At 59.6% G+C, this 14348-nt stretch carries 10 protein-coding genes; 7 read left to right on the top strand and 3 right to left on the bottom strand.

Annotated features, from left to right (window positions below; translation table 11 throughout):
- A partial coding sequence (locus GIW79_RS24585) for a LysR family transcriptional regulator (RefSeq protein ID WP_236477426.1) occupies positions 1-884 on the bottom strand: 884 nt, incomplete at its 3' end.
- Positions 885-1153: 269 nt separating this feature from the next.
- On the opposite strand from GIW79_RS24585, the gene GIW79_RS24580 reads away from it, so the two are divergent.
- The 4 genes from GIW79_RS24580 to pgm all read left to right on the top strand — a co-directional run bounded on the left by GIW79_RS24580 (position 1154) and on the right by pgm (position 7649).
- Positions 1154-2176, top strand: coding sequence for a zinc-dependent alcohol dehydrogenase family protein (locus GIW79_RS24580; RefSeq protein WP_032891964.1), 1023 nt, complete (start codon positions 1154-1156; stop codon positions 2174-2176).
- 705 nt (positions 2177-2881) lie between these two features.
- Entirely contained in the window at positions 2882-4306 is a 1425-nt protein-coding gene (locus GIW79_RS24575) for a hypothetical protein (protein WP_172415478.1), read from the top strand.
- 36 nt (positions 4307-4342) lie between these two features.
- The gene (locus GIW79_RS24570; protein ID WP_236452762.1) at positions 4343-5746 is read left to right on the top strand and encodes an aminotransferase-like domain-containing protein; all 1404 of its coding nucleotides are present in this window, start codon (positions 4343-4345) and stop codon (positions 5744-5746) included.
- A 259-nt stretch (positions 5747-6005) separates the two neighbouring features.
- Positions 6006-7649 carry a phosphoglucomutase (alpha-D-glucose-1,6-bisphosphate-dependent) gene (gene pgm / locus GIW79_RS24565; RefSeq protein ID WP_236452786.1) on the top strand — a complete coding sequence of 548 codons (1644 nt, stop codon included), beginning with the start codon at positions 6006-6008 and terminating at the stop codon, positions 7647-7649.
- A 114-nt stretch (positions 7650-7763) separates the two neighbouring features.
- Here pgm and GIW79_RS24560 read toward each other — a convergent pair whose 3' ends face one another.
- Positions 7764-8459, bottom strand: coding sequence for a pirin family protein (locus GIW79_RS24560; protein WP_105226786.1), 696 nt, complete (start codon positions 8457-8459; stop codon positions 7764-7766).
- 217 nt (positions 8460-8676) lie between these two features.
- Here GIW79_RS24560 and GIW79_RS24555 point away from each other — a divergent pair, with 217 nt between their 5' ends.
- Entirely contained in the window at positions 8677-11139 is a 2463-nt protein-coding gene (locus GIW79_RS24555) for a UvrD-helicase domain-containing protein (RefSeq protein ID WP_236452789.1), read from the top strand.
- A 399-nt stretch (positions 11140-11538) separates the two neighbouring features.
- Here the strand turns inward: GIW79_RS24555 and GIW79_RS24550 are convergent, their stop codons facing one another.
- Complete coding sequence (locus GIW79_RS24550) at positions 11539-11811, bottom strand: DUF1652 domain-containing protein (RefSeq protein WP_127882153.1); 273 nt, start codon at positions 11809-11811, stop codon at positions 11539-11541.
- 257 nt (positions 11812-12068) lie between these two features.
- Between GIW79_RS24550 and GIW79_RS24545 the strand changes: the two genes are divergently transcribed.
- Both GIW79_RS24545 and GIW79_RS24540 read left to right on the top strand, forming a co-directional pair.
- Positions 12069-12878 carry a helix-turn-helix transcriptional regulator gene (locus GIW79_RS24545; RefSeq protein WP_034127703.1) on the top strand — a complete coding sequence of 270 codons (810 nt, stop codon included), beginning with the start codon at positions 12069-12071 and terminating at the stop codon, positions 12876-12878.
- A 49-nt stretch (positions 12879-12927) separates the two neighbouring features.
- Positions 12928-14334, top strand: coding sequence for an NAD(P)/FAD-dependent oxidoreductase (locus GIW79_RS24540; RefSeq protein ID WP_034127702.1), 1407 nt, complete (start codon positions 12928-12930; stop codon positions 14332-14334).
- Positions 14335-14348 lie beyond the last annotated feature (14 nt).

The raw sequence follows: 14348 nt of genomic DNA, 5'->3' as shown, positions 1-14348 counted from the left end.
AAAACCCCCCCCCCACCCCCCCCCCCCCCCGAATTATTCCCCTGCGCCCCCCGCCACGCCATGTGCAGCTCAAACGAGCGCACCGGCAACGGCGGATCCTCGGCACGCAAACCACCCGCCGAGGTCAGCGCTTCCGCCGCATAATCCGGCACGGTGGCCAGAATGTCAGTACCCGCCAGCAACGTACCCAAGCCATTGAACTGTGGCACCGCGAGCACTACGTGGCGCTTGCGGCCGAGTTTTTCCAGTTCTTCATCGATAAACCCGCTCAAGTCACCGGCAAAGGACACGAGCGCGTGGGGCCGTGAGCAGAAGTCATCCAGGCTCAGCGAGCCCGGTACGCTGTCGGCGCGCAGCAGTTTGGGCAGGCTGCGGCGCAGTACCTTGCGCTTGGCGTTGGCGGGCAGGTCGGCGGTGTAGCTGACGCCAATGGAGATTTCACCGGAGGCCAGCAGGCCGGGCATCAGGATGTAATTGACGCGGCGTACCACCAGCACAATGCCGGGGGCTTCGGAACGCAGGCGTTTGAGCAACTGCGGGAGCAAGGCGAACTCCACGTCGTCGGACAGGCCAATGCGAAACACGGCGGTGCTGGTGGCCGGGTCGAATTCGGCGGCGCGGCTGACGGCGGTGGAGATCGAGTCCAGGGCCGGGGAGAGCAGGGCGAAGATTTCCACGGCGCGAGCCGAGGGTTCCATGCTGCGCCCGGTGCGCACGAACAGGGGGTCATCGAACAACCCGCGCAGGCGTGACAACGCTGCGCTGATGGCCGGCTGGCCGAGGAACAATTTCTCGGCGGCGCGGGTCACACTGCGCTCATGCATCAAGGTTTCGAATACGATCAAGAGGTTAAGGTCGACACGACGCAGGTCGTTACGGTTCATCTTGTGTCCTGGAAGAGTCAGCAAACTTGATGTGAGCGGTCACGTAGCAACCCCCTGAGGTTCGATTCAGAAGGATGACCGGCATGAATCTTACGGGGAAAGGCTGGTACTCTGCACCGGCTAATTGATTTTTCCTACGATAGTTGAGGTGTGTTCCTCGCTCGCGGAATCAATGACAGGCATGTCGACTATTAATGGTGACCGGTGGTCTTACCCCCAAAGCCCAGATAAAGTTCATGGCATTAGAGGTTACTTTGACGAGGTTTGCGATGTCCCGCACGATCCGTTTTCACAAGTTTGGTCCGGCCGAGGTGCTCAAATGCGAAGAGCATGCGGCCGCGCAGCCCGCACCGGGCGAAGTGCAGGTGCGTGTCGACGCGATCGGCATCAGTTGGTACGACATTCTGTGGCGCCAGAACCTGGCGTCTTCCCACGCACGCCTGCCTTCTGGCCTGGGCCATGAGATGGCCGGGGTTGTGGTTGCCCTGGGCGATGGCGTGGATGACTTGGCGGTCGGCGATAAAGTCGCCAGTTTTCCGGCCGAGAGCCCCAATGATTACCCGGTGTATGGCGAGCAGATCGTCTTGCCCCGTTCGGCCCTGACCCGGTACCCGGATGTCTTGAGCCCGATTGAAGCCAGCGTGCATTACACGCCGTTGCTCATCGCGTACTTTGCGTATATGGACCTGGCGCGGGTCAAACCCGGCCAGTTTGCCCTGGTGACCGACGCCAGCCACTGTGCCGGCCCTTCGTTTGTGCAGCTGGGCAAGGCCCTGGGTGTGCGGGTGATTGCTGCCACCAAAGACAGTGCTGAACGTGAATACCTGCTGTCCCTCGGGGCGGAAAAGGTCATCGTTACCGAAGAACAAGACCTGCTGATGCAGATCAACAAGTTCACCGACAACCGTGGCGTCGACGTGGTGTTCGATGGCCTGGGTGGCCCGCAGATGTCGCTGCTCGGTGATGTCCTGGCGCCGCGTGGCAGCCTGGTGCTGTATGGCCTGCAAGGTGGCAACCAGACGCCGTTCCCGGCCTGTGCGGCGTTCCAGAAGAACATTCAGTTCTTTGTGCACTGTATCGGCAACTTCACCGGCAAGCCGGAGCTGGGCATTATCCAGGACCAGGTGGCGTTGCAGCGTGCGTTGCGCGATATCAACCAACTGACAGCCGACCGTGTGCTTGTCCCACTGAAAACCACGGTATTTCCGTTCAGTCAGTTCGTCGAAGCGCACCGATACATGGATGAATGCCCTTGCCGCGAACGGGTGGCGTTGCAGGTTGAAGCTGTTTGAGCTGTAGGAGTATTCGCAAATGAATACTCCGGCGCCTGAGCTGATGAGGCAAATGCGCCATTTGACAGGGCTTAACCCGCACCGGGGTTGAGCCGCCGCACGGGCGCTGCGCCCCGTAAACAATACCGTTATTGCCCTACGCCGCCCTGAAATCCAGTGCGGCGCTGTTGTGTGGGCGTCATTTAAGTTGGGTTGGCAGGCCATCTGAACTGCTTTTCGACGCTGTTCTGTATCTGTTAATCATTGTTTGAGTGCCGATAATTGAGCCTTCTTTGTCATCTCAAGGATTGAGCCATGATTGAATGCCGGGCATTAACATCTCGCGCTTGCGGAACTAACGATGGTCTGATTTTTTTTCGAAAAGTACAAAGTGTGCGCCCCGTCGTTTTGCAAGAAGCCAGGATGAGTGGATGATTAATATTTGTCGGATGCTTCTCTAATTTCTTAGTTAAAGCAGTGTAGGACGTTGTCAGAGCCTTCCTAAGGCTGGCGGTCTTTGGCGCTGTAAGGCGCGCAGCTACGTGGTTCACGTCCTGGGATAGTCATCGACTGTTCTTTTGGTTGTACCTGCACTTTTGTTGCAGAGTGCTAATGTTGAATCCATGTCGTGCTGCGCAACGGATGACAAGCCTACAAGTGTAATAGGTCGAGCGCTCCTGTGTGGTAGTTGCTCGAAACTAATATTTCAACTCAGGTAGTAGAACGATGAGCACTATTCACGAACAAGCCATGAGCTATGTTTACCAGCAAGTTTTGCAACGTTTAGTGGGGCACTTTACCCGTGCTGAACGTACGGTGCTTCAATTGCTGATCCAGCGAATCGTGGTGGCCGCCGGTGGCATGGAGCAAGTGGGGAATTACAAAGTACTGATCGGGCACGGCGGCGGCGCAGTCAGCAGCTACACCTTGGCGATGCTGCGCGCTGCGCAACTGACCATCGCTGGGCGCGCGCCCAAGACTTTTCATTTGCGTGTGGCCACGTTGCGGCACGCGGGTATGACTCAGGCCACGCTCGATTCGCTGCACCACGGCTACGGCGCGCTATTTTTCCACGATGACCCACGGGTGGAACTGTTGATGGTGGAAAACCACGAAGTGCTGCCCTTCAATCATCAACGGCCTGCGGCCAGTGCCGGGCGTGAAGTGAGCCGGCGCAACAAGCTGATGATCGGGCACCTGACGTCCGGCGACATTCGTGCCACCCTGTGCAACGACACTTTTTTGGCCCTCGGCGATTTCTACCAGCGGGTCGCCACCTGGAATGGCGGCGTGCATGCTCTGGTCAGCGGCGACTCGGTGCGCAAGCAAAGCCAATATATCGCGTGGCTGAAAAAAAGCGCCTTGGCAACCGGCCTGACATTCGCACCCGCTAACCCGTCGTCGCTCAGTGCATGGTTTGCACGCATGGAGGAATGGAGTGTCGGTTGCTACCGCCACCTGTATGGCGAGCACTACGCAGGCGCTGAGAGTCCTGGCCGGGGCGGGCACCGTCATGTGGCATATATCGGCATTGCCGACCTGCTTGACGACGTGGACGTTGCCCAAGCGCCACTGCTCACTCAATTCCTCGCCCACAAGCGGGACCCATTCGAGTTCCACTTCAGCCATCCTGCTTACCCCAACCCTTTACTCATGGCGCATATGCATGGGTTGCAGGCCCAGTGCCTGCGCGAACTCTCCTACGAACATGGCGTCGAGGGGTTCTTGCGTCAGGCGGCGGACTACCTGCATCGAAGACAGGTACCTGTTGCGTTGATCACCGAAGCGTGTGCTCTGCAGGGCCAACTGTTGTCTACAGCTTGTGCTCAGGCGTTCTCTGGCCTGGACGAAAGCCAATTGACCTGCCTGGTGTTCGCGCCGTTCGTCCAGCATGGCGAACGCCTGGAGGGTTACTTGCGTCAATGCCATCCCGGCATGCTGGTAGCGCTCCCCGAGCTCCACAAGGCCCTGCAGGGCAAGCCCGTCGCGGACATGCTGCACCAGTGGCTGATGGATATCAGCGGGTTGTCGCTGCCGTTGTTGCAGCACCTGTACCGCAAATGCCCGCTGCCGGGCAAACGCAGTGCGCGTGTATGTGAACCTCGTTTCAAGCGTTCCAAGGCTCGTATCACTCAAATGTCGGGACGCTAGTCGCGTGTATTCACCTATGGAAACTGGTGATCAGCGATGAACCTGAGGGGAGAGCGACAGGCAGACTTTGCCTATCAGGCGGTGTATCGCTACATGATCAACCTGATCAATGAAGTCAGCCGGGAAGCACCGGTCAAGCTACCGTCCCTGCGCCAGTTGGCGACGCGGTTGAACGTGTCAATCTCGACGATTCAGTACGCTTACTCGCTGTTGGAAAAAGAAGGGCGAGTGTACTCGGTAGCCAAATCCGGCTACTTCGCCTGGCCCGTGGCCGCAACCATGCCCATCATGGCGGGGACGGACCTGCTCGAGCGCTTGTATACAGCCGCCCGGCGCCCGGCGATGGTTGTGCTCAGCAATGATGAACCAGCGCTGCTGGGGTCCCTCGATGGCGCGTTGCTGGCGCTGGAGCGCCAACTGGTGCGCCGGTATCCCCATCATCTGCAACCGTCGCAACCTTGTGGCGTGTGGGAGTTGCGTGCTGCATTGGCAGCCCGTTATACCGCGTCGCCCACCCGTTGTTGGCAAGCTGATGAGGTGTATATCGGTGCCGACCTTCAGGGCGTTCTGGAAATCCTCGTTGATGCCCTGGACCTTAAAGGCACGGTGGTGGTAGTTGAATCGCCGTGCGATTACCTGGTCCTGCGCCTGCTACAGGCCGCTGGCGTGCGCGTCATTGAATGGCCCTGGCGTGCCGACGGTCGCCCGGACTTGACCACATTGGAGCACCTGCTGCGTCATGAACCGGTGCACCTCGTGCTGCTCTCATCCGTGGTCAGCATGCCTTCGGGTAACGCCATGACCGACCCCGAGCGGCTGCACGTAGCGCGTCTGCTCGACCAGCACGGCTGCTGGTTGCTGGAGAACGATACCTTTGGTGACCTGAGCTTTGCGCCGCCCGGATCGGCCTTGCGCAGCCTGGTCAACCCAGAGCGGCTGATCGTGTTTTCTTCGTTCGAAAAGGTTTTGGGCCCGGAAGCGCCCTTTGGTTACCTGCTGGCGCGGCAGATGAGCAATGAATTGCAACGCCAGTTCTTGCTGCGTTCGTTTCGACTGTCCGCCATTCGTCAACGCGCCATTGCGCGGCTGTACGAAAGCGGTCGGTTCGACCAGCACCTTCACACGCTGCGCCAGCGCCTGCATGAGCAGGCGCACGCCATGAGTCACCGCTTGGATGCGCGTATGCAAGGGTGTGTGCATTACCGCATGCCCGTGGCCGGGGCGAGTTTCTGGTTGCAGTCGACGGCGCCGGTGGATATGCGCCTGGTGTTTCAGCGCATGCTCGCCCAGCAGGTGGTGATTGCCCCAGGCGAACTGTTCAGCCTCAGTGGTTTGCATCACCAGCATATGCGCTTGAGCCATACCTTCAGCGGCCATCCCAACCTGGACATCGCCCTGGATACGCTGGCGCAGACGCTCCTGCAGGCCCAGACCGAGTAGGAGCGAGCTTGCTCGCGAAAAACGTCAACGATAACGCGCGCTGCCTGAATAAACGCGGCGCCTGTGAGTTTTTTGCGAGCAAGCTCGCTCCTACAACTATCCAATGTGTGAGCCGGCTTGCCTGCGATAGCGGCCTGACAGCCGATCAGGATGTAGCGTATGAAATTTCTCTTCAGACCGTCGGATCGATACCGTCGCGCAGTAGTCCAAGTCCCAGTAAACTGTCATTTTTTCCGAATCCTTCTTTGCGAGGTTATGCATGACTATCAGTCCTTTTGCGGGCAAGCCGGCACCAGCCCAGTTGCTGGTGGATATCCCGCGACTGGTCACGGCCTATTACACCGGCCAGCCTGATGCAGCGATCTCCACTCAGCGCGTGGCTTTTGGTACCTCCGGGCACCGTGGCAGTTCGTTCGAACTGAGTTTCAACGAGTGGCATGTGCTGGCTATCAGCCAGGCCATTTGCCTGTACCGCGAAGCTCAGGGCATTACCGGCCCTTTGTTTGTCGGCCTGGATACCCATGCATTGTCGACGCCAGCCGGTGCCAGCGCCTTGGAAGTACTGGCGGCCAACGGCGTGCACGTCATGCTGGCCGAGGGCGACGAATACACGCCGACGCCGGCGATTTCCCACGCCATCATCTGCTATAACCGTGGCCGTACCAGCGGCCTGGCGGACGGTATTGTGATTACACCGTCCCACAACCCGCCGCAAAGTGGCGGCTACAAGTACAACCCGCCTAACGGTGGCCCAGCCGATACTCACGTCACCAAGTGGATCGAAGCCAAGGCCAACGAACTGCTTGCCAACAAGCTGGCCGGAGTCAAGCGCATCACTCACGCCCAGGCGCTCAAGGCCGACACCACCCATCGCCATGACTACCTCAACAGCTATGTGGCCGACCTGATCAATGTGATCGACATGGACGCTATCCGCAGCGCCGACCTGCGCTTGGGCGTGGATCCGCTGGGCGGAGCAGGGGGGCGCTACTGGTCGGCGATTGCCGAGCACTACCGTTTGAACCTGGAGGTGGTGAATACCGAGGTCGACGCCACCTTTCGCTTCATGAGCGTCGACTGGGACGGCCAGATTCGCATGGACCCGTCCTCCAGCTATGCCATGCAAAGCCTGATCGGTCTCAAGGAGCGTTTCGACGTTGCCTTCGCCTGCGACCCGGACCACGACCGCCACGGCATCGTCACGCCTTCCGGTGGTTTGCTGGCGCCCAACAACTACCTGGCGGTGTCCATCGACTATCTGTTCCAGAACCGCCCGGACTGGCGTGCCGATGCGGCCGTGGGCAAGACCGTGGTCAGCAGCGGCCTGATCGACCGCGTCGCCGCGCGCATCGGCCGTCGCCTGTACGAAGTGCCGGTGGGCTTCAAATGGTTTGCCGATGGCTTGTTTGAAGGTTCGTTGGGGTTTGGCGGCGAAGAAAGCGCCGGTGCCTCGTTCCTGCGCAAGGACGGCAGCGTGTGGAGTACCGACAAGGACGGCCTGATTCCGGCCTTGCTGGCCGCGGAAATGACCTCGCGCAAAGGCCAGGACCCAAGCCAGATCTACCGTGGCTTGACCGATGCCCTGGGTGAGCCGTTCGCCATTCGCGTCGATGCCAAGGCCACTCCCGCGCAAAAAGCCCTGTTGGGCAAACTATCACCGGAGCAGGTGACGTCCACGCAATTGGCCGGGGAGAGCATTCAACAGATCCTCAGCCATGCGCCGGGCAACAACCAGGCAATTGGCGGTTTGAAAGTCATGACCGAAAACGGCTGGTTTGCCGCACGGCCTTCGGGCACTGAGGACATCTACAAGATCTACGCCGAGAGCTTTATCGGCGAAGAACACCTCAAGCAACTGGTGGAAGAAGCGCAGGTGTTGGTAGACGGCGCAATCAGCCAATAACTGACACTGTATGTAGGAGCGAGCTTGCTCGCGAAAAACGTCAACGATAACGCGTGCTTCCTGAGTGAACGCGGTGCCGGTGAGTTCTTCGCGAGCAAGCTCGCTCCTACATGATCAGGCCAGGTCCACCAGCACGATTTCGCTGTCCTCGATTGCGGTCACCCGCAACACTTGTTCATCCTCAACCGCCACGCCGTCCCGCGCCTGTGCCCGCACACCATTGACGTCAATCACGCCCGTGGCGGGCACCAGGTATGCCCGGCGGCCGCTGTCCAGCCGATACTCCGCGCTTTCTCCAGCTTTCAGGTTAGCTGCCACCAAGCGTGCATCCGCACGAATCCGCAAGCTTTCAGTGTCGCCAGCCTTGCCGCTGGCCAGCGTCACAAAGCCCTCGCGGTTGCCTTGCGGAAACGGTTTGGCGCCCCAGGACGGTGGCAAGCCGGCTTCATTGGGGATGATCCAGATCTGGAAGATTTTGGTTGGCGTGGCCTCCAGGTTGTATTCGCTGTGGGCAATGCCGGTGCCCGCGCTCATTACCTGCACATCTCCGGCTTCGGTGCGGCCTTTGTTGCCCAGGTTGTCGGCATGGCTGATGGCGCCTTCGCGCACATAAGTGATGATTTCCATGTCGCGGTGTGAGTGCTGGGGAAAGCCGCTGCCGGGGGCGATGATGTCGTCGTTCCACACCCGCAGGTTGCCCCAGTGCATGCGCTGGGGGTCGTGGTATTCGGCAAAGGAAAAGTGGTGATGAGCGTCAAGCCAGCCATGGTGGGCGCCGCCCAGGCTGGTGAAAGGTCGAAGTTCAAGCATGATCGTCTCCTGTTGATGAGCCCATCATCCCGCAGCGCATGATCGATAAAAAGCGTAAAAAATGCCGGTTTATGATCCGTTTTTTCGATGATTATTCCCGATGTTCACTTTCACTTCATCGCCTAACTGCATGACAGCAAAGCAATTGGCTGGAACTGAGCGGCGTTTCCGGCGACCATGGCGCCTTGGTCAAAACAAGCTCACCGCAGGAGTCCGCGTGTCGCAACAACAGCCTGATCTGCCCCCCGAACTGCGCCCCTTGGCTGAAATGCCGCTGTTGAAACGGCTGGCCGCGCGCCTGTTCGGTCATGGCCTCACCCGTTTGCGCGCGCAGCACAGGTTTTCCTGGTTACATGGCCAGGCCGACGGTTTTCGCAGTGGGCATGAGGCGGGCGTTGAATACGGTTACCGCGAGGGCAAGGCTGATGGCATCGAGGAAGGCCGGCAAGTCCTGCTGATTCGTGACTTTCGCCCTGATGAGCACAGCGCACCAAGCATAGATGACAGCCTGTTCGACGACTGGCGATTGCCGCTCACCGCGGAGGTGAAGAAGCGCATGAAGGCCGATGTCGCGCGCCTGCTGCCAGCCCATGCGCAGCCAAGCGCGGCGCAATGGAAGATGATCTTCAGCGACACCCCCTCGACCTCAGTGATTGCGGGTGCCGGCGCCGGCAAGTCGACGTCCTTGGTGCTGCGCATCCTGCTGCTCAGCCATTACCTGGGCTTTGAACTGAGTTCGATGACGGTGGTGACGTTCACCCGCGAGTCGCGCAAGGACTTCATCAACAAACTCATGGAAATTCTCAGCCTGTGGGGCCAACCCCTTGGCAGCAAGGAAGCCCAGGCGGTGGTGCGCACCTTTCACTCGCGCATCCTGCCCATGGTGCGCAGCCTGCCGGGCTTTGAACGGCTGCAGGCTTTTGAGAACCTCAGCGATGGTTTTGAAGACGCCGACAGCAACGCCTTCGACCTGCGTATCAGTGACGCCCAGCGGCGGCAGATGAACGCTTGTTATCACCGTTTGTATGGTCGCCATCAGCGTTTTCGCGAGTTGATTGCACCCTTGGCCCGTCATGGTCTCCAGCTCAAAGAGCTAGAACGCGATCATCCGGACGTGCAAAAGCGCATGGCCGTGACTGAATTGGCGGCCAAGCGCGATGAAGAACTCTGTGATGTGATCGAAGACCTATGGTTTCGCGCCGGTGCCTGGCCGATCAAGGGCATCGAACCCAGCCGTCAGACCTTTGAAATCAACGGCGCGCAATTTCATTGCCACGGCTACATCCGGGAGCTGGATGCCTGGGTGGTGCTGGGGTTCGATGGGCGCGAAAACCCTCAGATCAGTCGGCCGAACTCGAAACTCTCGGTGCGCGCTGAATGGGCAGTGAAACGCACCCTGTTTCAAGCTTTCTGTAATAAGCCACTGATATGGTTGGATAATTACGAATCTTCAAAGCGCCTTTTGAGCAGCCTGGGCGGCGATGCCACGGCCGGGCCGGGCTTTGATTACAAGGTCAAAGGTGAACTCGCTTCAGCGCCCCTGTTGGACAGTTTTGTCATGGCGGCCGGGTTCATCGAGAACCTCGGCCTGGATGTGCCTACGGCGGTTGGCCAGATGAGCTTCGCCAAGGAAGACCCGGACCGGCTGTTTTTCGAGGCCTTGAGCATTTTCTGGAAGGCCCTGGAAGATCACCTGCTGGAACAGTCGCCGCCGATCATGTCCTACAACCGGATGTTCTCCCTATTTGGCGAAAACACCCCGGAGAACCTCAAGCTGCTCAGTGATCCGCTTTTGCGGCCGATGTCACACCTGATGATCGATGAATTCCAGGACGTGTCGCCGCAGATCGTGTCGTGGATCCGTGCCAGCCTGCGGGAAATCCGCAGCCGTGGGCCAGCCATGCACGTCGGGCGCGGCGCGCAACGCTCATCCTTGCTGTGCGTGGGGGATGACTGGCAATCGATCTATGGCTGGCGCGGCAGTTCACCCAAGTACTTCATGGAGTTCAACAAGGAGTTCGTTTCGCCCAGCACCACCCGCGTGATGCTGGGGGAGAACTACCGTAGCCACCAGCACATCATCGACGCTGCCGAACATATCGTCCGTAGCGCGCCGGCCATCCCCGGTAAAAAGGCCAGGGCCAGTGGCGAGCCCAAGGCGCTGGTGCCCGTCACGGTGTTGGAACGTGACGACGCGGCACTGGCGCAGCGGTTGCTGGAGCATTATCAGCGGGGCGATTCAATCCTGATGCTTTATCGAAGAAGTAGCGATAAGTTATTGATTAACGAGCATATTCATTCTGTCGTTAATGTGGATTCTAGCTTGGCGCCTCAGGCGCGCAGGTTGAAACAGCTCACGTATCACAGTGCCAAGGGGCTGCAGGCGGACGCGGTATTTTTGCTGGGCGATTGTCAGCATGTCACCAGCTCGCCGTACAAGAACCAGGTGTATCGCATGGCGGGCTTGGGTAAGGATGGCGACAGCGAGCCTTATGACAATGCCCAGAGAGACGAAGTGTTGCGACTGGCCTATGTGGGGATTACTCGAGCGGTCAGCCATTGTTATTGGTATGTGGAAAAGCCGGAAGGCCAGGGTGTGAATGTGCCCAGGGCGTCTGAGCGGGTGGATGGCAGGAAGGTGTTTTTTGATGATCAGCGTGCAGTGAAGGGGGCTGGCTGACCTTCGATGAAGGCCCGACGCCGACGCGTCTCTACCTGACAACACGGGGTCGAACATGTGGGAGCTGGCTTGCCTGCGATTGCGGCCTGACAGTCAGCACAATTGGATTGTGTACATATCCATTCCTGCGGTAACGGCCACTTAGGGTTCCGCTCTTACAGCGGGTCACTTTTGGAAAGGCCCAAAAGTAACCAAAAGGCCTTCGCCCCACCACTCGGCACCTCGCCTAGGCTCGGTGTGCCCGAACGCAGGCTTGAATCCGTGGGCCACGAATTCAAGCCCGCGTTCGGCCAGCGTGGTTTAACGGGGCGCCAGAGATCAAGATCAAAAGCAGATCAAGAGCGGCTCGCTTCGCATCGTGGTTACCGTCAAAGTGGGCGTTATTACGCGATTGCCGCCTCACGCCCGCAACGAAACCGGCGGCACGAAACTCTCCAATTCATCCTCCACTGCCTCGATGATGCGCTCCACATCAGTCGCGTTCATCACCGTAGCGCAAGGGATCCCCGCGATGGCGATCAATGTCTCGCCGCTGGCCCGGTCGAACAGGCGGGCGATCATGCTGCCGGGGGCGTCCATGCTGCCCTCGAAGCCCATCGGGTGAAAATGCCAGCGCATCAGCTGGCAGGCGTTGGGAAATGTCACTTTGTTCATGTTGCCCACCTTGTTCATTGAGCGCTTCCTTTAGCTCGCGGCAGGGGCCAGGACCTTCACTGGTCATGACAGCTAAGGGCTTAAAAATAGCATTCGTTCGCAACTGCAAGGTGACTTTTTTCGGCCCGTTCGGCGGTTCTTTCGCCTGGTTTTGATATAGATCATGTCCTACAAAGGAATAGGCAAAAGGCCATTAGTCAGACGCTCAATCTGACCATTGAAGGCAAGGGTAAACTTCGGCATTCTCAAAAATTTTCCCCGCCGTAGAGCCCGATATGTCCGACATCGCTCCAGACGATGAGTGTCACAATTCCCACGCTACCGGCGCGCTGGTGCTGCGCCATCACCTGTGCTGGCGACATCGCGATCTGGACGGGGTGATGGCTTACTACCACCCCGAGATCCAGTACCACGATTTCTTCCAGAACCGTGTGGTGGGCTATGCCGAGTTGCGCGAGTACTTGCAGGCCAGCATGCCCCGTGAGGCAGATGAAGCGATTGAGCACACTGATCGCATCCGCGCCGATGGCGATACCGCGTTTATCCAGTACCGCATTACCTTGCGTGGCGGCCAGGGCCTGGTGTCGTTTCGTACCAGTGAGGCCATTACGGTGCGCGACGGGTTGATCTGGCGGGTGCATGAATATGCGTCCCTGGTGCACGAGCAACCGACCCAGGCGCTGCGTACCACGGTCAGCCGCCTGGGTTTGTCGCCCCAGCAGTTGGGTTATATGGCCAATGACCTGCAACAATATTTCGAGCGTCAGCAGCCGTACCTGGACCCGGACTTGGACCTGCAGCGGGTCGCCAAGGCCTGTGGCTACAGTCGCAACCAGATGTCCTACCTGCTGAACCAGGTGCTGGGGCAGAGCTTCTATCGCTACGTCAACCAGGCGCGACTCCAGCATGTACTGGCCGCGCTGGACCACGCCACCGCGCCGGTCAAAGTCGATGAGTTGGCCTTTGCCGCCGGTTTCAATTCACTCTCGGCGTTCTACAGCGCTTTTCGCCAGCACACCGGGCAATCGCCCAAGGCGTACCTCAAACAAATTTCTGTGCGTGCACGCGCGCAAGACAGCCCCTGACGCTGCACTCTAGGATCGGCCCTATCGAACCGAGGTAGGGGAACCTGGCATGCCGGCATGGCGCAGTATCAGTTTATGGATGGACCAGTTGGACGACCCGCTGGTAGCGCGCCCGTCGCTGGAGCACGACCTGGACGTCAATGTGGCGATTATCGGCGCCGGCTATACCGGCCTGTGGACCGCCTATTACCTGAAGCGCCAGGCCCCTGAGCTGAAAATTGCAATCATCGAGGCGCAAACGGCCGGTTTCGGCGCATCCGGGCGCAATGGTGGCTGGTTGATGGGCAACCTCTTGGGAGAAGACCGTCTGCTGGCTGAGCTTGCCCCCCAGCAGCGTCGCGCTTCGTTTGACCTCTTGCATGGCATTCCTGATGAAGTGGCACAGGTGCTGGTCCGCGAAGGCATTGACTGCGACTACCGCAAAGGCGGCGCCTTGTATTGCGCCGCACGCTACCCCGAGCAGGAAGGCAGCCTGCGCCGCTATCTGGACAAGCTGTACGCCCAGGGCCTCACCGAAGACGACTACCGCTGGCTCAGCCCGCAGCAATTGGCCGAGCAGGTCCGCATTGCCAAGCCTTATGGCGGCATCTATGCCCCCCACGTCGCGACGATCAACCCAGCGAAGCTGGTGCGTGGCCTGGCGCGGGCGGTTGAAAGCCTGGGCGTGACCATTTACGAAAACAGCCCCGTGACCCATTGGCAGTCCGGCAGCCTGCGCACTGCCAAGGCCTGCGTGCGCGCCGCCTGGGTGGTGCCTGCTGTCGAGGGTTACGCCAATACCTTGCCGCCGTTGGGCCGCTACCAGTTACCGGTGCAGAGCTTGATTGTCGCCACCGAACCGCTGCCGGCCAGCACCTGGGAGGGCATCGGGCTCAGCCAGGGCCAGGCCTTTGGCGAGAGCAGCCGACAAGTCACCTACGGCCAGCGTACGGCCGACAATCGCCTGGTGTTCGGCGCCCGTGGTGGCTATCAATTTGCCGGCAAGTTACGGCACAACTTCGACCTGACGGACAGCGAAGTAGAGTTGCGTCGCTACCTGTTTGGTGAACTCTTCCCACAGCTGAAAAAGGCCAGGATTACCCACTCCTGGGGCGGCAACCTGGGCATGTCGCGCCGTTTTCGTCCGCACATGCTCTGTGACCACGCCACTGGCATCGCACTGTCCGGCGGTTATGGCGGGGAGGGCGTGGGCGCCACCAACCTCGGCGGCCGCACCCTGGCCGACTTGATCCTGGGCCGCGACACCCCGTTGACCCGACAACCCTGGGTGATTCGCGAAGGCGGACTCCAGGCGCTCAAGGCCTGGGAGCCCGAGCCGTGCCGCTGGCTGGGTTACAACGCGATCATTCGCAGTTTTGTCCATGAAGACCAGGTGTTGGCCAACCCCAACACTCCGCCCTGGCGCCGCAAGCTGGCAACCGGCGTTGCCGGTTTCATGGAAGGCTTCATGCACTGACTCGTTCCACCCAC

This window comes from Pseudomonas sp. PA-7-1E (assembly GCF_021605325.1).
In the GTDB taxonomy this organism is placed as follows: domain Bacteria; phylum Pseudomonadota; class Gammaproteobacteria; order Pseudomonadales; family Pseudomonadaceae; genus Aquipseudomonas; species Aquipseudomonas fluorescens_BV.
Note: the sequence above shows the minus strand (reverse complement) of the source record. Positions and strands in the feature narration are given on the sequence as shown.